Origin of the sequence: Leifsonia sp. McL0607 (genome assembly GCF_049993355.1) — a bacterium.
In the GTDB taxonomy this organism is placed as follows: Bacteria; Actinomycetota; Actinomycetes; order Actinomycetales; family Microbacteriaceae; genus Leifsonia.
On record NZ_CP188253.1, the window covers coordinates 1,240,166 to 1,262,121 of the forward strand.

Annotated in this window: 19 protein-coding genes; 13 read left to right on the top strand and 6 right to left on the bottom strand. The window is 69.9% G+C overall.

Features of this window, described 5'->3' with window-relative positions:
* Positions 1-17 precede the first annotated feature (17 nt).
* Both ACPPVW_RS05940 and ACPPVW_RS05945 read left to right on the top strand, forming a co-directional pair.
* Positions 18-863: a metallophosphoesterase gene (locus ACPPVW_RS05940; RefSeq protein ID WP_426625599.1), complete on the top strand. Its 846-nt coding sequence runs from the start codon at positions 18-20 to the stop codon at positions 861-863.
* Positions 860-1,279, top strand: a complete 420-nt coding sequence (locus ACPPVW_RS05945) for a DUF3052 family protein (protein WP_426625600.1) — start codon at positions 860-862, stop codon at positions 1,277-1,279. Before ACPPVW_RS05940 ends, ACPPVW_RS05945 begins: the two co-directional genes overlap by 4 nt.
* Before the next feature lie 100 nt (positions 1,280-1,379).
* On the opposite strand, the gene ACPPVW_RS05950 is transcribed toward ACPPVW_RS05945, so the two are convergent.
* A complete protein-coding gene (locus ACPPVW_RS05950) occupies positions 1,380-2,003 on the bottom strand; it encodes a TrmH family RNA methyltransferase (RefSeq protein ID WP_426626256.1) in 624 nt (207 codons plus the stop codon).
* A gap of 365 nt (positions 2,004-2,368) precedes the next feature.
* On the opposite strand from ACPPVW_RS05950, the gene ACPPVW_RS05955 reads away from it, so the two are divergent.
* Both ACPPVW_RS05955 and ACPPVW_RS05960 read left to right on the top strand, forming a co-directional pair.
* Positions 2,369-3,169 carry an HAD-IIA family hydrolase gene (locus tag ACPPVW_RS05955; RefSeq protein WP_426625601.1) on the top strand — a complete coding sequence of 267 codons (801 nt, stop codon included), beginning with the start codon at positions 2,369-2,371 and terminating at the stop codon, positions 3,167-3,169.
* A gap of 89 nt (positions 3,170-3,258) precedes the next feature.
* Positions 3,259-3,810: a DUF4303 domain-containing protein gene (locus ACPPVW_RS05960; protein ID WP_426625602.1), complete on the top strand. Its 552-nt coding sequence runs from the start codon at positions 3,259-3,261 to the stop codon at positions 3,808-3,810.
* Positions 3,811-3,843: 33 nt separating this feature from the next.
* On the opposite strand, the gene ACPPVW_RS05965 is transcribed toward ACPPVW_RS05960, so the two are convergent.
* Both ACPPVW_RS05965 and pyrE read right to left on the bottom strand, forming a co-directional pair.
* Positions 3,844-6,702, bottom strand: coding sequence for a septum formation family protein (locus ACPPVW_RS05965; protein WP_426625603.1), 2,859 nt, complete (start codon positions 6,700-6,702; stop codon positions 3,844-3,846).
* Complete coding sequence (pyrE, locus tag ACPPVW_RS05970) at positions 6,702-7,250, bottom strand: orotate phosphoribosyltransferase (RefSeq protein WP_426625604.1); 549 nt, start codon at positions 7,248-7,250, stop codon at positions 6,702-6,704. The genes ACPPVW_RS05965 and pyrE overlap by 1 nt, the downstream gene beginning before the upstream one ends.
* Positions 7,251-7,314: 64 nt before the next feature.
* Here pyrE and ACPPVW_RS05975 point away from each other — a divergent pair, with 64 nt between their 5' ends.
* From ACPPVW_RS05975 to ACPPVW_RS05995, 5 genes are all read left to right on the top strand, one after another.
* Positions 7,315-8,160 (top strand): exodeoxyribonuclease III, encoded by an 846-nt coding sequence (locus ACPPVW_RS05975; RefSeq protein ID WP_426625605.1) that lies wholly within the window; start codon positions 7,315-7,317, stop codon positions 8,158-8,160.
* 118 nt (positions 8,161-8,278) lie between these two features.
* Complete coding sequence (locus ACPPVW_RS05980) at positions 8,279-9,241, top strand: helix-turn-helix domain-containing protein (RefSeq protein ID WP_426625606.1); 963 nt, start codon at positions 8,279-8,281, stop codon at positions 9,239-9,241.
* Positions 9,242-9,330: 89 nt separating this feature from the next.
* Positions 9,331-10,179: an ABC transporter ATP-binding protein gene (locus ACPPVW_RS05985; RefSeq protein ID WP_426625607.1), complete on the top strand. Its 849-nt coding sequence runs from the start codon at positions 9,331-9,333 to the stop codon at positions 10,177-10,179.
* A 113-nt stretch (positions 10,180-10,292) separates the two neighbouring features.
* Complete coding sequence (locus tag ACPPVW_RS05990; RefSeq protein ID WP_426625608.1) at positions 10,293-11,327, top strand: aliphatic sulfonate ABC transporter substrate-binding protein; 1,035 nt, start codon at positions 10,293-10,295, stop codon at positions 11,325-11,327.
* A gap of 137 nt (positions 11,328-11,464) precedes the next feature.
* Positions 11,465-12,226, top strand: a complete 762-nt coding sequence (locus ACPPVW_RS05995; RefSeq protein WP_426626257.1) for an ABC transporter permease — start codon at positions 11,465-11,467, stop codon at positions 12,224-12,226.
* Positions 12,227-12,439: 213 nt separating this feature from the next.
* On the opposite strand, the gene ACPPVW_RS06000 is transcribed toward ACPPVW_RS05995, so the two are convergent.
* Both ACPPVW_RS06000 and ACPPVW_RS06005 read right to left on the bottom strand, forming a co-directional pair.
* The gene (locus tag ACPPVW_RS06000) at positions 12,440-15,421 is read right to left on the bottom strand and encodes a SpaA isopeptide-forming pilin-related protein (RefSeq protein ID WP_426625609.1); all 2,982 of its coding nucleotides are present in this window, start codon (positions 15,419-15,421) and stop codon (positions 12,440-12,442) included.
* A gap of 174 nt (positions 15,422-15,595) precedes the next feature.
* Positions 15,596-16,492, bottom strand: coding sequence for an SDR family NAD(P)-dependent oxidoreductase (locus tag ACPPVW_RS06005; RefSeq protein ID WP_426625610.1), 897 nt, complete (start codon positions 16,490-16,492; stop codon positions 15,596-15,598).
* A 130-nt stretch (positions 16,493-16,622) separates the two neighbouring features.
* Here ACPPVW_RS06005 and ACPPVW_RS06010 point away from each other — a divergent pair, with 130 nt between their 5' ends.
* The gene (locus ACPPVW_RS06010; protein WP_426625611.1) at positions 16,623-17,546 is read left to right on the top strand and encodes a helix-turn-helix domain-containing protein; all 924 of its coding nucleotides are present in this window, start codon (positions 16,623-16,625) and stop codon (positions 17,544-17,546) included.
* Here ACPPVW_RS06010 and ACPPVW_RS06015 read toward each other — a convergent pair.
* Positions 17,519-18,304, bottom strand: coding sequence for a DNA alkylation repair protein (locus tag ACPPVW_RS06015; protein WP_426625612.1), 786 nt, complete (start codon positions 18,302-18,304; stop codon positions 17,519-17,521). The two genes, ACPPVW_RS06010 and ACPPVW_RS06015, sit on opposite strands and share 28 nt — an antisense overlap.
* Before the next feature lie 183 nt (positions 18,305-18,487).
* Here ACPPVW_RS06015 and ACPPVW_RS06020 point away from each other — a divergent pair, with 183 nt between their 5' ends.
* From ACPPVW_RS06020 to ACPPVW_RS06030, 3 genes are all read left to right on the top strand, one after another.
* A complete protein-coding gene (locus ACPPVW_RS06020) occupies positions 18,488-19,933 on the top strand; it encodes a DUF6421 family protein (RefSeq protein ID WP_426625613.1) in 1,446 nt (481 codons plus the stop codon).
* Between the two features lie 83 nt (positions 19,934-20,016).
* Entirely contained in the window at positions 20,017-20,652 is a 636-nt protein-coding gene (locus ACPPVW_RS06025; protein ID WP_426626258.1) for an SDR family NAD(P)-dependent oxidoreductase, read from the top strand.
* A 110-nt stretch (positions 20,653-20,762) separates the two neighbouring features.
* The gene (locus ACPPVW_RS06030) at positions 20,763-21,932 is read left to right on the top strand and encodes an ROK family protein (protein ID WP_426625614.1); all 1,170 of its coding nucleotides are present in this window, start codon (positions 20,763-20,765) and stop codon (positions 21,930-21,932) included.
* Positions 21,933-21,956 lie beyond the last annotated feature (24 nt).

A 21,956-nucleotide genomic window follows, 5' to 3' on the forward strand; every position in this document is an offset into this window, starting at 1 on the left:
GGCGCTAGGGTGGCGGCGTGACCGATCCCCTGCGCATCCTGCACCTGAGCGACACGCACCTGTACGGCGACGGCAGGCCGCACTACGGCCTGGTCGACACGCTGGCGGCGCTCGACCGTGTGCTCGTGCGCGCCGGCGAGCTGGAGGCCGTCGACCTGGTTGTGGCCTCCGGCGACCTCTCCGACGACGGCAGCGCGGCCTCGTACCGCCTGATACGGGAGCGGCTGGAACCCTGGGCCGCCGACCGCGGCGCTGCGGTCGCGTACGCGATGGGCAATCACGACCTCCCCGACGCGTTCGAGGACGTGCTCGGCCCCCGCGAGACCGAGCTGGAGGTCGGCGGGTTCCGCGTCGTGACCGTCGACACGACTGTACTGCACGCCGGTTATGGGCGGCTCGACGACCTCCGTCTCGAACGTCTGCGCGAGACGCTGAGCATCACTGGCGGGAACGGCACCATCGTCGTCCTCCACCACCCGCCCGTCCCGCCGACGACCAGGCTCTTCGACACCCTTCGACTCGTCGACCCGCAGCCGCTGCTCGACGTGTGCTCGGCCTCCGACGTGCGGCTCGTCCTCGCCGGGCACTACCACCACGCGCTCGTCACCGAGGCCGGCCCGCGCGGCATCCCGGTCGTCGTGGCGCCCGCGGTCGCCAACACCACCGACGTGCTGTGGCCGGCGCCGCGCGAGCGCGCCGAGCGCGGGGCCGGGTTCGCGATGATCCAGCTGCCGGTCGACGGGCCGGTGCGGGCGCACGTCGTGCGCGCGCCGGCCGCCGACGACGGCGAGACGGTCTACGACCTCGACGCCGACGCGATCGCCCGCATCGCCGCCGACTCGGGCTGGGGCGGCGACGTATGAGCGGTGGCGCAGCCGGCTACTCCAGCACTCCGCTGTGGAAGAAGCTCGGGCTCAAATCCGGGATGCGCGCCCAGCTGTTGCACGCCGACCCCGGCTCGTCGATCCCCGTGGAGGACGGTCCGGCCGAGGTGGAGTGGCTGCCGCCGACGTCGACGGAGCCGGCCGGAATGATCGTCGCGTTCTACCGCGACGCCGCGGACTACCTGGACGAGCTCGACGCCCTTGCGCCGCGCATCCACCCGGCCGGGATGATCTGGGCCGCCTGGCCGCGCAAGGCCGCGGGCCACGTCAGCGATCTCGACGAGAACGTCATCCGCGACGCGGCACTCGCGCGCGGCCTCGTCGACGTCAAAGTCGCCGCCCTCTCACCCGATTGGTCCGCCCTCAAACTCGTCATCCGCCGCTCCAATCGCTGACCGCCGCCTCCCCCCTCAACCGTCGAGTACGCGCAAACTCAGCCGAAAACGGTCGAGTACGCAGACTGTCCGCGTACTCGGCGGGTTGTCGAGGGACGGTCTACTCGAAGGGGACGTGCTGGAGGATCCAGGAGTGCATGGCGACGGCGGCGGCCGCCGAGGCGTTGATGGACCGGGTGGAGCCGAACTGGGAGATCTCGACGACGACGTCCGCGGCCGCCAAGGCTGCGGCAGAGAGGCCCGGGCCCTCCTGGCCGAACAGCAGCACGCACTCCCGCGGCAGCGCGTACGTCTCGATGAGCACCGACCCCGGCACGTTGTCCACCGCGACGACCGGGAGCCCGGCCGTGTGTGCCCAGGCCACGAACGCCTCCACGTCGTCGTGGTGGAGGACGTGCTGGTAGCGGTCGGTCACCATCGCGCCGCGCTTGTTCCAACGCCGCCGGCCGATGATGTGCACGGTGTCGGCGGCAAAGGCGTTCGCACTGCGCACGATCGAGCCGATGTTCATGTCGTGCTGCCAGTTCTCGATGGCCACGTGGAACGGATGCCGGTGTTCGTCCAGATCGGCGACCACCGCCTCCATGCGCCAGTAGCGGTAGCGGTCGATGACGTTGCGGGTGTCGCCGTGCCGCAGGAGCTCGGGGTCGTAGCGGTCGTCGGCGGGCCACTCGCCGGGCCACGGGCCGACCCCGTGCGTGGTCAGCTCGGCCGACGGCGCCATGGCCTGCGGGGTCGGCACCTGCGGGGTCTCTGGCGTCACCGACCCAGCGTAGCGACTGCGGAGGCCCGGGCAGCTGCGTGTCCCCACCGCGGTTCCCAGCAACCGCCGCAGGAGTGGGCGGGGGACGGATACCGGGCAGGAGGGCGGTGACCGTCGACTCGGTGGAGAACACTACGACGGCCCGCGATCCTCTACGCGACCACGCCGACGACCGGCATCTGGAGGGCGCAGACGGCGACAACCCCCTCTGGTACCGCTCCGTCGCGCTGCGGCATTCGGGGGATCCCGACAGGCGCTGGAAACCTGGCTGCAACCAACCGGGCAATAAGCTGGGGGCGTCACTTCACCTTCGAAAGGGGACCTGCGTGACGCGACGCGACGAGATCGAGTGCTGGCTGACCGACATGGACGGCGTGCTCGTCCACGAGAACGAGGCCCTGCCGGGCGCCCCGGAGCTGATCCAGCAGTGGCGCGACCAGGGCACGCCGTTCCTCGTGCTCACCAACAACTCGATCTACACGCCGCGCGACCTCGCCGCACGGCTCCGCGCCTCGGGGCTCGACGTGCCCGAGGAGTCGATCTGGACCTCCGCGCTGGCGACCGCCGACTTCCTCAAGTCGCAGGCCCCCGGAGGCAGCGCCTACGTCATCGGGGAGGCCGGGCTGACGACCGCCCTGCACGAGGCGGGCTTCATCATGACCGACACCAACCCGGACTACGTGGTCGTCGGCGAGACCCGCAGCTACTCCTTCGACGCCATCACCAAGGCGATCCGCCTGATCGGCGCGGGCGCCCGCTTCATCTCGACCAACCCGGACGCCACCGGGCCGAGCGCCGAAGGCCCGTTGCCCGCGACCGGCGCGGTGACGGCGATGATCACGAAGGCCACCGGCGGCATGGAGCCGTACGTGGTCGGCAAGCCGAACCCGATGATGTTCCGTTCCGCGCTCAACCGCATCGGCGCGCACTCCGAGAACACGGCGATGGTCGGCGACCGGATGGACACCGACGTCGTCGCGGGGATCGAGGCCGGCCTGCACACCATCCTGGTGCTCACCGGCATCAGCGACCAGACCGAGATCGACCGCTACCCGTTCCGTCCCGACGAGATCCTTTCCGGCGTGCACGAGCTCGTCGCCACCGCTGCGGTCGAGTCGGACCTCTGACCTGGGACGACCGGCCTCCACGGGCCGCGCGTCCCGTCGTGCCCGATCGCAACCGCGTCGGGTCGCCCCCACCAGAAAGAAGCACCACCATGGGCGTCCCCACTTCTGCAACCTACGACCTCGTGCGCGTCGCCGTCCGGGAGGCGGCACGGTCCGCCTGGGACGACCTCCGTGCCGCTCACCCCGGCGAGTCCTTCTACTATTTCGGGCTCGCGACCACCGCCCAGTCGCACCGGCCTGCTCCGACCGCGGCGTCGTACGAGGGGCTCGCCCGCACGGTCGCCGGGTATCGTCAGCAGCGCGTCGAGCTGCTCCCCGACGAGTTGCGCTGGTCGGAGCTCGAGTCGCCGTTCGCCTTCTTCGGTGACGCGCATTTCCGCGAGGTGGAGCGGCTCTTCGACGGCCTCGGCGACCCGTTCGAGCGTTCGGCGGCCGTGAACGGCCGGCTGCGGGAGGCCATGGTCGCCGCCCTGGCCGAGCTCGACGCCGAGGGTGTGTTCGGCGTCGGCGCCCAGCGCGACGCCGTCGTCGTCAACGTGACCGTGCCGGGCGACGGCGACGCCGGACTCGAGCTGGCCTCCGCGCGACGGCTCAACCCGCCCTCAGCTCTCGACCGCTACGAGGACGATCGGGCGCGCTGACCGGGTTCGACCGCGGGCTGCGCGATCAGGCGGTCAGCCGGTCGGGCCCTGACCCTGAACGGAGGTGTTGAGCGGCTGACCGCTGGACCGGCTGGCGAAGCAGTAATACGAGCGCTGGCCGTTCTTCCACTGCTCCTCGGTCGCCGGGAACGTGCCCTGCACCTGCAGGTCGGGGTAGGCCGCGGCGGCGTTCAGGTCGATCACGCCGCCCGCGGTGCACAGCGCGTTGATCTGCTGCGCGAGCGCGTCCGCGCCCGGGTAGGGTGCCGCGGGATCGGGCGACAGCAGGTTGGTGTAGACCATCTGGGCTGAGTGATCGGCCGCGCAGTCGACGACCGTGAACGTCTCGGCCCACGGTGAGGTGTACGGCTGGATGCACTCGCCGCCGCCGAGGGTGTCCCAGGCGTGCTCGCCCGGCCCGACGGCCGCCGCCGGCTTGGGGATCACCGTCGGAGTGGGTGTCGGGGTCGGCGTCGCAGAGGGTGTGCCGGACGTCGAGGCGTGCTGCGATGGAGCCGACGCGCCGAACAGCGAGGGGATGCGCGTGCCGAGCGCGAACAGACCGACGAGCACGAGCAGCACGGCCAGCACACCGGCGATGAGATAGACCCGGCGGTTGAATCGCGGGTCGCGCGGGCCGCGCGGAGGCTCGGGCGGGTTCGGCGGGGTCGCGCCGGGCGAGGTCGTCGAAGGAGCGGACTGGGCAGCCGCAGTCGGCGAAGGAACAGTGGAGGACGCGGCTGTCGCTGCGGGGCCCGACGTAGAAGGCGGCGAGGTGGAGACGGTCGGCGCCAGCGGCTCGCGCGCGGCCGCAGCCGCGTCGAACGCGATGGTGTGCGGCGCGGTCGTGTCGAAGTCGCCCGTTTCGACGTCGCTGTCGGAGCCGGTACCCAGCTGCGGGCCCTCCATCGCAGCCGAGGGCTCCAGGAACGCGGCATCGGCGGCGGATGCGCCGGCCTCGGGAGTCGCGTGAGCGTCGTCGGCGAGCTCGGGGAACAGGATCGAGTCCATTCCGAGTGCACCGCCGTGGGCGACGGCGGTCGGATCCGCCGGGGGTGCCGTGTCGGCGGCGGCCGCCGCGTCGGTGCGGTCGGCCTCAGGTTCCGGGGCCGGATGCGTGGTGTCGGTGGCACGCGTGTCGGCAGCGGTGGCGAGGTCGTCTGCGTCAGCCTCGGAGTCGTCGTCCAGGGCGAAGTCGCCGAACAGAGCCGCGATGCCGTCCGGCTCGTCCTCGGCCTCGTCGGCGGCCGGGGTCTCGGCGGCCGGGGCCTCGGCGGGGGCCGGAGCCTCATCGGCGGCCGGGGTCTCGGCGGCCGGGGCCTCGGCGGGGGCCGGAGCCTCATCGGCGGCCGGAGCCTCGTCGGCGGCCGGATGCACGTCGGCGACTCGAACCGCCTCCTGATCGCTGGAGGGCTCGGCGACGGGCGTCGTGGATGAGGAGGTCCCGTCGACGGGGGTCACCGCGGTCGGCAGCTCCGCGGACGCGACGGCGAGCGCCTCGGCGTCGAACGGACTCGTGGCCGGCGACGGCGGTGCACCGAGGACCGCCTCCGTCTGCGCGGCACCACCGAACGACGTCGTGTCCGGCGGGCGGATGCCCTCCGGGGGCGCCGGCTCGATCAGCGGAGGCGGAGCGACCGCACCGATCGACGCCGGTGTATCGGCGCCCGGGGCAGCTGCGACCCCGGCACCCGTCGCCACCTCATGGGCCGTCCCCGCGGGAGTCACAGGGGGCGGGGTGTACGTCGGCGGAAGGGGGATGATCCCTGTCGTGTCGCCGAGGAGCGGGCGCGATGCGGGATGCTCCTCCGGGTGCTCACCGAGCAGCGCGGCCAGTCCGTGGCCTTGAAGAGGCGCCGTATCCCTCGTCGGCGGCTCGGTCTTCTGGACGCTCGTCGGGGCGCCGCCCTGCGACTCGTTCTCGGGCGAGGCGCCGTCGCTCGGCGCAGGTGGCTCGGCGGGTGCCCCGGGGGCATCGCCCCACTCCGGCGGACGCGGCATGCGCAGGGCGGCCACGAAGCTGGGCGGCTCGAAACCCTGCGTCGGCGGCGCAGGCTCAGGCTCAGCAGGCGCAGGCTCAGCAGGCGCGGGCGGCGGAGCCGCGGGGGCAGTCGGGGCCTTCGGCTCCTTCGGCTCGACGAAGTTCGTGCGGCGAAGGGGAGGAGTCGCGTCGTCGGGCTCGGCTGTCGCGGCCTCCGGCGCCGCCGCCTCAGTCGCCTCCGCCGCCGCCTCCGGGCCTGAGGTCGTCGACGGACCCGGCGCGGAGGCCGGACTCGACACGGTCGCGTCGTCTCGTTCCTCGCCCTGTCGCGACGTCAGGTTCCAGACGAAACCCTGCGGCGCGGTGGCGATGGGAGTGGTGGCGTCGTCGCCTTGCCCGGCCGATTCGTCAGGCGTCGGTGCAGCCGGCTCGCGAAGCAGCTCCGCGAAGCCGGCGGGCGGCGCGGTGGACCCGTTCGCGGAGTCCGCACCTTCGCCAGGCGCCGGCGGTTCCCGAAGCAGGTCGTCGAACCCGCCGAAGGCAGGTGCGTCACCCGCAGGGCTCGACCCGCGCGTGGGCGCCGTCGGCTCCACAGGCTTGGCCGGCTCTACAGGCGTGGCCGCCTCCACAGGCGCGGCAGCCACCACAGGGGCGATCGGCTCACCATTCGCCCCCGGGACACCCGGCGCAGCATCGTCGTCAACGACGGCCTCACCGCCGGCCTCGCCCTCGCTCCGCGGCCCCTCGGACGGCGCGACGGGCGTCTCGTCCGCCCGCTCCCCACGCCGGCCAGCGGTCAGCTGGGCGAGCAGCCACTCCGAGCTTCCGAATTCGGGCTCGTCGTCGTGCGGCTGGTCACGCTCCGGCTGGTCCGGTTCGCCTCCCGTGCCGGGATCGCGGTGCTCCGCCACTACTCCAACCCCAGATCCTTGAGGCCGATTGCGGCGAAGTAGGGGTAGCCGGCCGACTCGATGATCTCGCGCGCGCCCGTGTTGCGGTCGACGACGACCGCGACGCCCGCAATCTGCGCTCCGACCTTCTCGAGCGCCTCGATCGCCTTGAGCGGCGAGCCTCCCGTGGTGGAGGTGTCTTCGAGCACGATCACGCGCTTGCCCTCCAGGTCGGGCCCCTCTACCTGCTTGCCGCGGCCGTGGTCCTTCGGCTCCTTGCGGACGACGAACGCGTCGTAGGCCCGCCCGCGTGCGGCGCCCTGGTGCAGGATCGCAGCCGCCACGGGGTCCGCGCCCATGGTCATGCCGCCGACCGCGACGACGTCCGGGACGTCGGCGATCAGGTCGAGCATCACCTGACCGATCAGCGGCGCGACCCGATGATCGAGGCTGACCTTGCGCAGGTCGACGTAGTAGCTGGCCTTCTTGCCGCTGGTCAGCGTGAAGTCGCCGTGGAAGACGGCCTCGGCCGAGATGTAGTCGATGAGCTGCTGTCGTGCGTCCGTCACGTCTGACATTCTACGGGCACCGTGCCCTCGGACGCGGGTCGGCGGCGGCCGATACGATCGGGACATGCGCGTCGCCACCTGGAATGTGAACTCCATCCGCACACGAGTCGCCCGGGTGGTGGACTGGATGGTCCGCGAGGACGTCGACGTGCTGGCCATGCAAGAGATCAAGTGCAAGCCGGAGCAGTTCCCCTACGAGGCCTTCGAGGCGGCCGGCTACGAGGTCGTACTGCACGGTCTGAACCAATGGAACGGCGTGGCCATCGCCGCCCGGCTGCCGCTCGAGGAGGTCGAGATCGGCTTCCCCGGCATGCCCGGCTTCCTCAAAGACCACGACGGCCCCGACCTGCCCAAGGAGGCACGGGCGATCGGTGCGACGGTCGACGGCCTCCGGCTGTGGAGTCTGTACGTGCCGAACGGGCGATCGCTCGACGACCCGCACTACGTCTACAAGCTCGACTGGCTCGCCGCGCTCGCCGCCGACACGCAGCGCTGGCTGGCCGAGAACCCGGACCAGCCGTTCGCCCTCATGGGCGACTGGAACGTCGCGCCGCTCGACTCCGATGTGGGCGACCCGAGCCTCGTGCCCGGTGCATCCACGCACATCTCGCCTCCCGAGCGCACCGCGTTCGCCGCGTTCGAGAAGGTCGGACTCAGCGACGTCGTGCGCCCGTTCGTCCCGGATGGTTACACCTACTGGGACTACAAGCAGCTGCGGTTCCCGCGCAACGAGGGGCTGCGGATCGACTTCATCCTCGGGTCGTCGGCGTTCGCCGAACGGGTCGTCGACGCCAGCATCCACCGCAACGAGCGCAAGGGCGACGCCCCCAGCGACCACGTCCCCGTGCTCGTAGAGCTCTCGGAGGCGAGCGAGGCCGAAGACGACGACGATCGCCCGATGGTCTGGTGACGCGCGGCGCCTGCGAATCGCGGCGACCGACCTCTGAGGCGTACGATTCGTCTGTTACATTTCCAACCTCAGGTTCTCGATTTCAGACAGTCTCGGCGACGAGGAGTATCGGATCACGATGTTGAGGTCCCACGAGTCCAACGATTACGACCAGTTCCGTCGCAGAATCGGTGCCTATTCGATGCCGTACATCGGCAGGTCGAAGAGTAGTCGAACGTTCTCGCTGAGCTTCGGCGCGCGCCGTTTCGGAGACATCGCCGTCAGCCACGTCTCCGGCAGCGACCACACAATCGAGCAGACGAGTTCCCCCGGCGAGGCCGGCCTGGATGACTACCGATGGATCCTCATTCCGCTCGACGGCGAGAACCATCTCGTACAGGACGACCGCTCGGCCACGATCCGCGCGGGAGACCTGGCTCTGTACACGGCATCGCGGCCCTTTTCGGTCGACTTTTCCGGAGAGAGCTTCCTGTTCCGTGTCCCGAAGCAGCAGTTGCACCTGCCCGATCGCACAATCGACGATTTCGTCGGGGTGCGTCTCGACCGCGAGCGTCCTCTCGTGGGCATCGTGAATCCCATTGCACGCCAGCTCGGTCAAACGCTCCTCGACATCGACGCCAGCGTCGGCCGACATCTGCTCAACGGCGCCGTGGAGACGATCGTCGCCGTGATGATGGAGACCGGGCGCCCGGCGGCGAATTCGACCCGCGAACAACAGGTCTACCGGGTGCTCGACTACATCGACGAGAATCTGTCGCGATCCGGTCTCACGGTCGCAGAGATCGCCAGAGCGAACTTCATGTCGGCCAGGAAACTCCACGCGCTCTTCGAGCTCCACGGCACGACGGTCGCGGAATGGGTCCGCTCCCGACGCCTCGAGAACACTCGGCGGGAGCTCGCCGACTCGGCGAACTCCCATCTCCGGGTCTCCGAGATCGCTGCTCGATGGGGTTTCAAGGATCCCGCGCATTTCAGCAGGCTGTTCACCGATCGGTACGGGTCGTCACCGCGTGCTCTCCGGTCGACAGCTCTCGGCACACGGGCGTTCTCGCCCGATTCGCATGAGCTCGCGATGCGCTGACCACGGAGCTGCTCCGATGCCGGTTTCGTTACGCGGTGTTGCGGCCGGGGGGAACCCGCTGGCCCACTGTCGATAGCGTCGAAGTCACCATGGTCTCTCCTTCATCCGCGTATCCCGTCGAGTTCGCCGGGATCGGTCGCGCCTTCGCCGCGTCCAAGCGGAAGGGCGCCGCGCCGGAGTCGCGGGCCGTACTCCGCGACGTCTCGTTGACCGTCGACGCCGGCGAGGTCGTCGCGATCCTCGGCGCGAGCGGCTGCGGCAAGTCGACGCTGCTGCGCATCGCGGGCGGGCTCGACTCCCCGACCGCCGGAGCGGCCCTCATCGACGGAACGCCCGTCGCGGGCATCGACGCCCGGTGCGCTGTCGGCTTCCAGGAGCCGCGGCTGCTGCCCTGGCGATCCCTCGCCGACAACGTCGCCCTCGGGCTCCCGCGCGGCCTCGACCGCGCGGTGGGCGCGCAGCGCGTCGCGCGCCTGCTCGAGCTCGTCGGCCTCGGGCCGTCGGCCGCGCTCCGGCCGCGCGAGGTCTCCGGCGGGATGGCCCAACGGGCGTCCCTCGCGCGGGCACTGGCCCGCAACCCGGGCGTGTTGCTGCTGGACGAGCCGTTCGGGGCCCTCGACGCACTGACCCGCCTCCGGATGCAGGACCTCCTGCTCGACGTCCACGCCGCCGCCCCGACGACGATCATCCTCGTGACCCATGACGTCGAGGAGGCCCTCCAGCTCGCCGACCGCATCATCCTGCTGGGCGGAGAGGACGGACGAGATGGCGCGACGATCCGACGCATCGTCACCATCCCTGGCGCACGCCCGCGCGACCGTGGTTCGGCCGCGCTGGCGGAATTGCGCGCGGAACTGCTCGACGGGCTCGGCATCGACCGGCACGGCCGGGCGCTCGACGCCCTGCACTCCTCCACCATTCCTGTCTTCCCGTACTGATCCACAGATTCAGCGGATCGCCCTGCACTGCGGCGGCGGATCCGCGAGGCTCCCATCACAGCCCCGGGCCGAGCCCCACCAGACATCACCAGAACCGAGAGGCACACCGAATCATGCACCGCAGACCCACGATCGTCACCGCTGTCGCCGCACTCGCAGCCTCCGCCGCCCTGCTGCTCTCGGGCTGCGTCGCCGGCGAGGGCTCCGCCTCCGGTTCGACGAGCACGGCCGGAGTCACCGAGGGGGGCACCCTCAACATCGACTTCGCCACCTACAATCCGCTCAGCCTCGTCATCAAGAAGGAGGGCTGGCTCGAGAAGGAGCTCCACAAGCAGAACATCACTGTCAACTGGGTGCAGTCGGCCGGCTCGAACAAGGCCAACGAGGCGTTGCGCTCCGGCGCGATCGACGTCGGCTCCACCGCCGGTTCCGCCGCGCTGCTCGCACGGTCCAACGACTCGGACATCAAGACCATCGACATCTTCTCGCAGCCCGAATGGTCGGCGATCGTGGTGGGTCCGAACTCCGACATCACGTCGGTCGCGCAGCTCAAGGGCAAGCAGATCGCGGCGACCAAGGGAACCGACCCCTACTTCTTCCTGCTGCAGGCGCTGGAGGCCAACGGTCTGTCCGCCGACGACGTCACCATCCAGAACCTCCAGCACGCCGACGGCTGGGCCGCCCTCCAAAGCGGCTCGGTGCAGGCCTGGAGCGGGCTCGACCCGATCATGGCGAACGCCGAGAAGTCCGGCGCCAAGCTGATTTACCGCAACGTCGGCTTCAACACCTACGGGTTCCTCAACGCGACGGAGTCGTTCCTCTCGTCGAAGCCCGACGTGGCCCAGACCGTGGTGAACACGTACGAGTACGCCCGCGCCTGGGCGCTGAAGCACCCGGACGAGACCGCGCAGATCCTCGCGGACGTCGCCGGCATCGACCCCGCCGTGGCGAACACTGTCATCACGCAGCGCACGAACCTCGACGTGTCCAACGTCCCCGGCGCCGCGCAGCTGAAGGTGCTGAAGAAAGTCGGCCCGATCTTCGTGGAGTCCAACGATGTGCGCACCCAGAAGGACATCGACACGGCGCTCGAGACGCTCCTCGACCCGACCTTCGCCAAGAAGGCCGACCCGAGCGCGATCGGCTGATCGGACTCGTGTCGTTTCACAACGCTCCTGACGGCGACGGCCCGCTGATCGTCGTCGGCGGACCCGGAGAGGGCCTCGTCGCGACCTCGGTCGCGCGCGAGACCCCACGGGAGGCTGCGGCGCCGAACGGGCGCGCGCTGTTCCTGTCGCGGCGCTGGGTGCGCGTCGTCGGTGGCGCGCTCATCCCCGTCGCGCTGCTCGTGATCTGGCAGCTCGCCTCGACCTCCGGCGCGTTCACCTCGTCCCAGCTGCCCAGCCCCTCGATGGTCGTCGACGCGGCAGCGGATCTCGCGCAGCGCGGCCTCCTCGGCCTCTACATCGCGATCTCGACCCAGCGCGTGCTGATCGGCTTCGCGATCGGCGCGGCCCTCGGCCTGGTCTTCGGGGCGGTGGTCGGACTCTCCCGTCTGGGCGACATCCTGTTCAGCCCGACACTCGGCGCTATCCGCGCGGTGCCGTCCCTGGCGTGGGTCCCGCTTCTGATCCTGTGGTTCAAGATCGGCGAAGACTCCAAGCTCATCCTCATCGCCATCGGCGCGTTCTTCCCCGTATACACCACGGTGGCCGCGGCCCTTCGGCACGTCGACCGCCAGCTGGTGGAGGCCGGACGCGCGTTCGGCCTCGGCGGCGTGCGGCTGTTCACCACGGTCCAGCTGCCGTCGGTGCTCCCCGCCGTCATCTCGGGGCTCCGGCTCGCGCTGGCCCAGGCCTGGCTGTTCCTGGTGGCCGCCGAGCTGATCGCGTCGTCGATGGGACTCGGCTTCCTGCTCAGCGACTCACAGAACAACGGGCGCACCGACCGGCTGTTCCTCGCGATCATCCTGCTGGCGATCCTCGGCAAGCTCACCGACTCGCTCGTCGGGCTCTTCGAACGGTGGGCGAACCGCCGCTGGGCGTGACGCCGGCGGCTCCGTCAAGCCCGTCCGGCTTCCCGCCATTGCGAGGACGTGCGCCGCACTCGACAACATCGCCGTCAACCACATCCACGGCCGTGACCACACTGTCGAACGCCACGATGTGATCGGCTCGGACGATCTGCACGAAGGCTCCCACCGCACACGCGTGAAGACGGTGAGCCCGCTCTCGGACTCACCGCCTGCACGTTCCCTCGCCTAGGCCGAGCGCCCCCGGCGGCGGCGAAGGACGATCGCGTTCGTTCCAGCCGTCACCAGCAGCACCACCGCCAGGGCGCCCAGCTTCAGGGTCATGGGCAGGTTCTGCCCCGTGTGCGCCAGTCGGTCGCTCAGTGCGTGGCCACCGTCGCTCGTGCTCGTTTCCTGAGGGTCGACGGTCGTCTCGGGGTTTTCCACGTCGACCGGAACCACCGGGTCCTCCACATCCACCGGAACCACCGAGTCCTCCACATCCACCGAAACCACCGGGTCCTCCACATCCACCGAAACCACCGGGTCCTCCACATCCACCGGAACCACCGGGTCCTCCACATCCACCGAAACCTCCGGGTCCTCCACATCGACCGGCGTCTCCGGCGTCTCCGGCGTCTCCGGCGTCTCCTCCTCGTCCGGCGTCGACGGCGTGACGACGGTGTCCTCGTCCGTGTCCGTGCACTCATCCGCCTCGGTCGTCGTGTCGTCGACGCAGACCCCGGCTGAGCTGATGGTCGCGGTGTTCACGAGCACCGCTCCCGGCAGCACATACTCCTTAACGATGACCGAGACGATGATCTCGCGAGACTCGCCCGGAGCGAGGTCGCCCAGGTTCCAGTGCAGCGCGGAGGCTGTGGAGACGTCCGCGAGCGGGAGGCTCGACTCGACGAACGAGGAATAGAACGGAAGCTGGTCGAGCACGATCACGTCGGGCGCGATGACGTCCGAGGTGTTCGTCGCGACGATGCGGTAGTCGAGACGCTCACCGGCGAGCACCGTGGTCTTGCCGTCGTCTTTGGTGATCGAGACCGCGGGAACCCGATCGATGTCCTTCGCCGTGCACTTCGCACGCGGCGAATCGTCCGGCATCGAGAGGTCGTCGTCGGAGGTCGTTCTCTCGGAGCAGCCGCCCGCGCTCGAGACAGAAGCGAGGTTGGCGACCTCCGCTCCCGGCGCGACCTGGTCGTCGACCCAGGCGATGACACGCACCGAACGCTGTTCTCCCGCCGCCAGGGTGCCGAGCTTCCAGGTGACCTCGTGGGTGTCGGCGGCGTAGTGACCGTTCGCGTCTGCGGCCACGAAGATGAGCTCCTCGGGCAGAGTGTCCACGATCACGACGTCGGGGGCATCGACGGCCGATGTGTTGACCACGGTGAGCTCGTAGGTGCTCGCCGCTCCGGGGAGTCCGACGTCGGTCCCGTTGGACTTCATCAGCACGAGTGCGGGAACCACGTCGGTGTCGACGGAGCGGCACGCGTCGAGGTCGTCGTACCCGGGGCACACCCCGTCGAGGGTGACCGTCGCCCGGTTGGAGATCGTCGTGCCGGGAGCCACCGAGTCCTCGACGCGCGCCGTCACCGAGACGACGATCGGCGTGCCGCCGACCGGTCCGACGTTCCAGCTGACCATCCGCGTCTCGGAGTCGTAGACGCCGCCGTGGTCCGCTGAAACGAACCGGAGGCCGTCGGGAAGGAGGTCCTCGATGACGGCGTCGACCGGCTCCGTGTACTCCGACCGATTGGCGATGGCGATCTCGTACGTTGTGAGCTCGCCCGGCTGCAAGACGCTGACGCCGTTGGACTTGTGGATCTCGAGATCGCTGGTCAGCCGGGTGTTCACGATCGGCTCGCCTCCAGCCGCCGCGGTCTGGACATTCGCGCGGACGGTGATCTCACGGGGCGTGACGTCGCGCTGGTAGCCCTCCGGCGCCCGCGTCTCGAGGAGGAGGTAACGGCCCACTGGAACGTCGGCGAAGATCAGCTTTCCGTGCCCGTTCGACCCAGTGAGGCCGACGAGCGGGCGTCCCCAGGCGTCGGTCGCGACTGTCATGCCGGTCGAGTCGTACAGGGCGAACTCCGCATCGTCGAGCAGGTTGCCCTCGGCGTCGCTCTTGCGCACCGAGACGGAGCCGTCGTCGACGGCGACCGGTACGGTGAACGACTCGGTGTAGATGTTGGCGAGCGAGGTCTTGATCTGGTGGTTCGCGGCCCGGACTCCCGACGAGAGCCCGTCCGTTCCGAGCCCGTGGACGAACTTCTTGCGGAAACCGACCGTGAGCGGCTTGTTGATCGTCCGCTTCTTGGTGAAGCTGATCGTGCCGTCCCTCTTCGTCGAAACCGTGACGTAGTCGGCGTAATCCGGAGTCGAGGTGGTCGGGTCGACCTCGAGGTCGAAGCCCTTCAGCGCGGGATCGGCCACCGTCGTGGTCCCGTTGTCCAACCGCGCGGGCGCCGAACTGATGGCCGGCTCGCTCTCATACCGTGCGACGAGCTCCTCGATCTCAGTGAACTGCTTCGACAGGTCGAAGTTCTCGATCCTCTCGACCGCTCCACCGCCCACGACCGGCTGGGTCTTGTCGACCGAGAAATCGCTGCGCTCCAGGTGCGGCAGCGGCTGGGCGATGTTGTCGCGGGCGAACAGGTGCCACGCCATGATCTGGGCGGCCAAGGTGTAGTCCCCCGCGTGCGCGCCGGGAAGGAGGCTCAGCGGTTGGTTTCCGCTCGTGTCGACGCGCATGCCCTTCTGCACCGCGAGCTGGAGTCCCGCGTTGAGCGTCTGCGAGATCCTGACCGCGGTCTCGGAAGGGACCAGCGTCGCCAGGTCGAAGTACTCGGACCCGTCGGGAACCTCGTAGTCGATGTGGAGCATGTCGATGCAGACCAGGATGTTCGATGGGAGGTACTTCCCGGTCGCCCGGTCCTTGCCGAAGAAGAAGTACGGCACTCCGAAGATCGGCTCGCCGGTGCCGTACCGCAGGTTCGGCATGCTCAAGCCCTCATGCGCCCGCTCGACCCGATCGGCGTCCAGCCGGATCACGCTGTAGGTGCCGCCGTAGAGGCCGGCCATGGCCTCCCACTCGATATCGGAGATGTCTTTCGGCGCATCAGCCCCAGCCGCTGGGGCGAAGGCGATGAGACCTCCGAGTGTGAAACCGCTCGCGACCGCGAACGCCAGACCTGCAGTAAGCCTCTTTCCGAACCGATTCATTTCGAGCCTTTCCCGCGTGGCGGGCTCGTTCCCGCCCGCTCCAACAGACTGGCGTCCGCATCCGGCCGGGAGGCGCGATTTGTGCAGAGCGTGCACGCAGATACAAGTCGCGCTCGGCACATGTGCACGAATCGACAATTCCGCCCGTGGCGCGGAGGTCGTCGGACCGGACGACTACTGGCGGCCGGTGAACTCGTCCATGGAGGAGTAGACGCCGAAGACGCGGTCGGCGAGCATGTCCCAGACGCGTACCGGGAGGACGCCCTTGAGCGTCTTGGCCAGGCCGACGGACCAAGGGAGCATCAGCATCGGTTTGCCCGCGAGCATCGCTTTCCAGACGCGGTCGACCACGTACTCCGGGGTCAGCATCGGCGTGAGGAGAGGGCCGCGCGCCCCTTCGAACATCCCCGTGTCGATGTAGCTCGGCGCCACAGTCGTGACCTTGACGTGCCCGTAGCCCTGCTGCTCGAGCTCGATCCGGAGGCTGTCGCTCCACCCGATCACCGCCCACTTGCTGGCCGCGTAGACGCTCATGCGCGGGTTCGCGAGCGTGCCGGCCGCCGACGCGATGTTGACGATGCGCGCCTCGCGGGAGCTCGCGATCATGGCGGGCAGGAACTCGCGGGTCGTGTACATCGGCGCCAGCGCGTTGACCTGCATCGTCGCGCGGGTGTCGTCTCCGTTGTCGTGCTCCCAGAAGTACTTGCCGCGAACGATCCCGGCGTTGTTGATGAGCACGTCGACGCCGTCGAGCTCCTTGCGCACCGACTGGGCGGCCTGCGCGATTCCGCCGAGCTCGCCCAGGTCGACGACGTAGGGGTGGATGCTGGTGCCCGACCTCCCTGTCGCCGAGCTCGGCGACCCCGCGGGGGCGCCCCACGCCGTGGCGGTCCTCCCGGTCAGGACCTCCGCGCGAAGCCGGTCGGTGAGCCGCGCGAGTCCTGTCGCATCGCGGTCCCACAGGACGACGGCTCTGGCGCCCTCGCGCACGGCTCGCTCCGAATAGAGCCGCCCCATGCCGGAGGCCGCGCCGGTGATCAGTACGCGCGCGCCACGAACGGTTCTCGCCATTCCTCCATCATCCCAGGTCGATCACGCAATCATCCGGGTTCTGCCACGGAACCTGAAGGGAAGGGCTTGTCTCCACCGTCAGCTTCGCTATATAAATCTACGGAGCGATATTTCACGAGAGGCAGGACGCATGACTCGGGGCATCCCTCGACACCACGCTCGGTTCGACGAATACCGCGAGTCGTTCAGCCACGAGCCCTGGCCGATCTCGGTCCGCTCGAAGGTCCCTGTCACGTTCGCCTCGGCGTTCGCGTCACGGCTCCTGGCCGGGTACCCCATCTGCACCGCGGTGAGTTCCCCGCACTCGATCGAGCACGAGTCCGGGACGGATCCCCGAGATCTCCAGATGGTGCATATCCAGCTCGCGGGCGAGACGGTCATCACCCAGCACGACCGATCCACGGTCCTGCGGCCCGGCGATGTATCGGTGTACAACTTCGGGTCGCCGTTCCTCACGGAGAACCAGGGCACGGAGGTGCTGATCATCGGCGTCCCTGCGCAGAACTTCGGCATTCCGGCGAGCAGGCTGCATGGGCTCTCGGGCATCGCACTGGAGCGGGATCGCCCGCTCGTCCAGATCCTGCACCCCTTCGCCCGTCAGCTCACTCGCAGTCTCAACTCCGTCGACGATGCCGTCGGCAACCGAGTGGTCCTCGGCATGATCGGCGTGCTCTCCGCCGCCCTGGTCGAGACCACCTGTGAGACGGACGCCGGCCCCCGCGACACGCGGCTCGCGTCGATCCTCCAGTACATCGAGTCCAACCTGCACCGCCCGGGCCTGACGGTCACCGAGATCGCGGCGGCGAATTTCGTCTCGCCCCGCACACTCCATGCGCTGTTCGAAACGCACGAGACGACGGCCGCCGCCTGGATCCGGTCGCGCCGCCTCGAGAACTGCAAGCGCGACCTGACCGATTCGGCGTTCGCCGAGCTCACGATCGCCGAGATCGCCGCCCGCTGGGGTTTAAGGGACGCCGCGCTGTTCAGCCGGCAGTTCGCCCACCGGTTCGGCATCACGCCGCGCGCCTACCGTTCGGGCCGAGCCGGGCGGTAGCCGGGCTCACTGCGCGGCCGCCCTTCCCGGGGAATCGCACGGTAGGCAGCCCGCGTCCTGGCGTCCAGGTGCTCGGTCGCGTACGCGAGCATGGTGCGCGGCATCCGCGCCGCATACTCATCGAGGAAGCCGAGGAGCAACTCGCGGTCGATCCGCTTGCCCATCTCGCGCAGCATCCACCCGACCGCCTTGTGCATCAGATCCTCGGAGTCGTCGAGCAGCCGGGCCGCGAGCAGCAGCGTCGTAGAGGCGTCGCCGTGCTTGATGAACGCGAAGGTCGAGAGGACGGCCACCCGGCGCTCCCAGAGCACCGGGCTGGCGGCGAGCTCCTCGAGCAGGGCGCGCGGGCGGTCCACCAGGAAGGCGCCCAGGACGTACTCCGCGGAGGCGTCGACGAGGTCCCAGTTGTTCACCCGGCCGTCGCGCACCGCACGGAGGTAGAAATCGGCGAGTCGTCCACGCAGTTCGTCGTCGCGGTTCCTGACACCGCTCGCGCGGGCGAATGCCGCGTTCAGGATGACGAGCCCGGCCAGGCGGTGCTCGTGGGCAGGACTGTCGAGCAGCACCCGCACCTCCGTCAACGGGAGGCCGGCAAAGCGCTTGGCGACAGCGCGGGTCTGCGGAACGCGCACCCCGATGAAGACGTCACCCTCGCCGTACTCGCCGGGGCCGGTCTTGAAGAACCGCTGCAGGAAGACGGCGTCGTCGGGATCCGCGACGGCAGCAAGGGCCTGCTGGACGTCGTGGGCGGTGGTCACGACAGCACTCTAGCGAGGGACATCACGATGGTTTCATGCGCGAAATCGCGTCCTCGCGCATATTTTCGTCGAAACTGTCAAGAAATCCTCCGGTCTGCGCGGTTAGGCTCGGAAGCAGGGCGCGCTGGGGCGCGTCCATCGCACCGCCGCCACCGCGGCCGATCGCACGACGGGAGGTTCGTCATGTCTCAATTCGTCCCGCAGTTCACTGCAGGAGCCATTGTCGGGGAGCCCGAGGTCGTCGAGGACGGCCGCTCCGTGCGCGAGGTCGCGACGCACCCCGCGTGGCTGCGGCTCAAAGCAGCGGCGACCGCCCTCCAAGCGCTGCAGGTCAAGGACGGCTCCGTCGAGCAGGAGTCCGATCGTCCGGCCGCCGCCGAGCGCACGACCGCCATCGTGGAGGCCATCGCCGAGCTCGCCCCGTTCTTCCCGCACGACGCGTCGTACCTCGCGGCGCTGCAGCGCGACTTCGCCCGCTGGGCCGACGAGGGCTTCGGCGTGCCCGACTTCCTCGACGCGCTGAACGAGTTCCAGCCGCAGCGACACCGCGTCGACGGGCTCGGCCACCTCGTCGTGTTCCCGATGTACACGCAGAACGGCAGCACCGACCGCCTGGTGGAGGCTGTGCTCGTCGAGGTCATCTGGCCCGACTTCGTGGCGGCGCTGGAGGCCGGCGACTACGGCAACAAGCTGTTCGTCGCGTTGCGGTTCGTGGACTTCACGCCGGGCTACGACACCAACTCCGCGGTCCTGTTCCCGGAGACCGTCGCGATGCGCGAGATCCCGCAGTTCACCTGGGGGGCGATCTTCCAGGACCGCGAGGCCGCCCGCTACCGCCGGGTCGTGCGCGCCGCCGCCGAGATCACCAAGCTCGAGCTGCCGGAGGATGCGGCGCGGATGCTGGACGACCAGCACCTCGCGGAGGAGACCTTCGTGATGTGGGACATCATCCACGACCGCAGCCACATGCGCGGCGACCTGCCTTTCGACCCGTTCATGATCAAGCAGCGGATGCCGTTCTTCCTCTACTCGCTCGAGGAGCTGCGCTGCGATCTGACCGCCTTCCGCGAGTCGGTGCGTCTGCAGCGCGAGTTGGGCGCCCTCCCCGACTCGGAGCTGTCGGAGGCGCTGCGCGAGATCCGCGACCACGCGCAGCTCGTGCAGTATGCCGTGATCTTCGACCGCATCTTCCGGTTCGCGATCACCGGCAGCCGCGTGCGCAACTACGACGGGCTCGGCGGTCAGCTGCTGTTCGCGTGGATGCACCAGCACGGCGTGCTGCACTGGACAGACACGCAGCTCACGATCGACTGGGAGGCCATGCCCGATGTGGTCGTAGCGCTCAGCGACCGGATCAACGAGTTGTACTGGCGCTCCATCGACCGCCCGAAGGCAGCGCACTGGCTCGCCGCCTACGCGATGCTGACCGAGACGCTCACGCCGCATCCGGCCTCCACCTGGGCGCGCGGGCTGCCGGACGAGATCCTCTCGGGAACGCCGAAGGGCTACACCGACGCGGTGCTGGACGACGAGTTCCCGCTGTCGATGTTCTACGAGGCGCTCAACAAGAAGATGGCCGCCGTCATCGAGTCCACGTCCGGGATCACCGGCACCACGGACGAGGCGTGACGGATCACGAGGGTTCGGAGTCGGCCCGGTCCTCACCCGAAGAGACCGGGCCGACGCCGGCGACCGGGCCGCTCGCCGGCCGGCTGGTGCTGATCGCGGGCGCGACGAGCGCGTCGGGGGAGGCGGCCTCCCGCGCACTGACAGCGGCAGGCGCGACGGTGGTCGCCGTGGGAACCCGCACGGAGGCACTCGACGCGCTGGCCGCAGCGGTTCGGGGAGTCGACACCCGCGTCTGCGACCTCGGCGATCGGAACGCCGTCGCCGAGCTGGCGATGCGGGTCCACGTCGAGTTCGGTCGGCTCGACGGCCTGGTGCACCTCGTCGGCGGCTGGCGCGGCGGCGGAGGGATCGCCGAACAGAGCGACGACGACTGGGACTTCCTGGAGCGCGGCTTCCGCACCCTCCGGAACACGACCAGAGTCTTCTACGACGACCTCGTGGCCTCCCCGGCGGGGCGTCTCGCGATCGTCTCTTCCACCGCGGTCGAGAGCCCGTACGCGGGAGGAGCGAACTACGCCGCGGCCAAGGCGGCCGCCGACGCATGGACGCGCGCCGTCGCTCAGGGCCTCGCGAAGCAGGCCCCGCAGTCCGCTGCCGTGGTCTTCGTGGTGAAGACGCTCGCCGGGTTGGAGGACCGCCTGGGCGAGGAGATCGTCGGGCTGTGGGCGGCGGACGCCGGGGCGATCAACGGGAGGCGGCTGCCGCTGGGCCAGCGCTGAGCGCGGGTGCGCCCATCCTCCATCCAATGAAAGCAATGCAAATATTCTAGATCTCCAATGTCGGACTATATAGTAGGCAACCTGCCTAATAGTTTCGAAGGAGGTCGAGGATGGTACGCCTCACCCGACCCCTGTCTGCGAACGAGTACGCGGTGCTCGCCCAGCTCTTCTCCGGCGTGCTCACCAAGCCGGAGCTGGCCACGCGGGTCGGATTGTCCAAGCCTGCCCTCGGCGAGCTGATCGGCCGGCTCGAAGCCGCCGGAATCGTCAGCGAGGCGGGCGAGTCGAACGCCCCGCGCCGCGGACCCAACGCCCGCCAATACGCTGCCTCCGGAACGCTCGGGACGGTCGCCGGGGTCGAGATCCAGCCGGGGGTCGGCACCGCGTGCGTCGCGGACATCACCGGGGCGCTGCTCGGCGAGGCCGCCTACCGTGCCGGCGAGGCCGCCTCCCCGGTCGAACTGGCCGCCGGCGCCGTTCGGGAGGCGTGCCTCCGCGCCGGGATGGACGCCGCCGCGCTCGACGTGGTCGTCGTGGGAACGCCCGGAATCGTCGGGCCGGCCGGCGACATCGTCTTCGTCCACGGTCACCCGGGCTGGCGGGACGGGCGCCATCGGGCCCTCGCCGAGATCCTCGGCTGCGAGGTGCTGCTGGAGAACGACCTCAACCTGGCCGTGCTCGCCGAGCACAGGCTCGGCTCCGGAGCCGGGACCGAGAGCCTCGCGCTGGTGCGCTGCGGTGGCATCGGCGCCGCGTTCATCGTCAACGGGGCGCTGCTGCGTGGCGCCCACGGCTGCGCAGGCGAGCTCGGCCTCGCGCCGTTCAGCGCCGAGCCGGACACCCGGCCGCACCCCGCGAGCCAGGAAGCCTTCCAGGCGGTACTGAGCGGACTCGGGCTGGAGGGCGCCCCCCTGGAGGACCTGCTCGCCGACCCCGCACTGCACCCGGAGGCGAACGACACGGTCCTGGCCGAGATCGCCTCGCGTTGCGCGCTCGTCTGCCTCACCGTCTGCGCCGTCGTCGACCCCGACCGGATCGTGCTCGCCGGACCGCTCGCCGACGCGGGAGGGGGGCGCCTCCTCTCCGCCGTCGAGGCCCGCATCGCCGAGGTCTCGCCGCTGCGCACGGAGATCCGCGCCAGCGAGTTCGGCGACCGCGCCGTCGTCGCCGGCGCCCTGCTCTCCGGCCTCGACCGGCTGCGCACAGCCGTCTACGGGGAGGCGGCCGGCCGCATCCCGGCCCCCGACCGCCTTCCGGAGAGCTGGCGCCACCCCTCCTGACCGCTCCGGACGACCACCACCCCC

Coding starts and splice junctions, on each gene's coding strand:
- ACPPVW_RS05945 (WP_426625600.1), top strand. CDS start 860: ATGAGCGGTGGCGCAGCCGGCTACTCCAGCACTCCGCTGTGGAAGAAG.
- ACPPVW_RS05950 (WP_426626256.1), bottom strand. CDS start 2,003: ATGGCGCCGTCGGCCGAGCTGACCACGCACGGGGTCGGCCCGTGGCCC.
- ACPPVW_RS05960 (WP_426625602.1), top strand. CDS start 3,259: ATGGGCGTCCCCACTTCTGCAACCTACGACCTCGTGCGCGTCGCCGTC.
- ACPPVW_RS05975 (WP_426625605.1), top strand. CDS start 7,315: ATGCGCGTCGCCACCTGGAATGTGAACTCCATCCGCACACGAGTCGCC.
- ACPPVW_RS05980 (WP_426625606.1), top strand. CDS start 8,279: ATGTTGAGGTCCCACGAGTCCAACGATTACGACCAGTTCCGTCGCAGA.
- ACPPVW_RS05985 (WP_426625607.1), top strand. CDS start 9,331: ATGGTCTCTCCTTCATCCGCGTATCCCGTCGAGTTCGCCGGGATCGGT.
- ACPPVW_RS05990 (WP_426625608.1), top strand. CDS start 10,293: ATGCACCGCAGACCCACGATCGTCACCGCTGTCGCCGCACTCGCAGCC.
- ACPPVW_RS06000 (WP_426625609.1), bottom strand. CDS start 15,421: ATGAATCGGTTCGGAAAGAGGCTTACTGCAGGTCTGGCGTTCGCGGTC.
- ACPPVW_RS06005 (WP_426625610.1), bottom strand. CDS start 16,492: ATGGCGAGAACCGTTCGTGGCGCGCGCGTACTGATCACCGGCGCGGCC.
- ACPPVW_RS06010 (WP_426625611.1), top strand. CDS start 16,623: ATGACTCGGGGCATCCCTCGACACCACGCTCGGTTCGACGAATACCGC.
- ACPPVW_RS06020 (WP_426625613.1), top strand. CDS start 18,488: ATGTCTCAATTCGTCCCGCAGTTCACTGCAGGAGCCATTGTCGGGGAG.
- ACPPVW_RS06030 (WP_426625614.1), top strand. CDS start 20,763: ATGGTACGCCTCACCCGACCCCTGTCTGCGAACGAGTACGCGGTGCTC.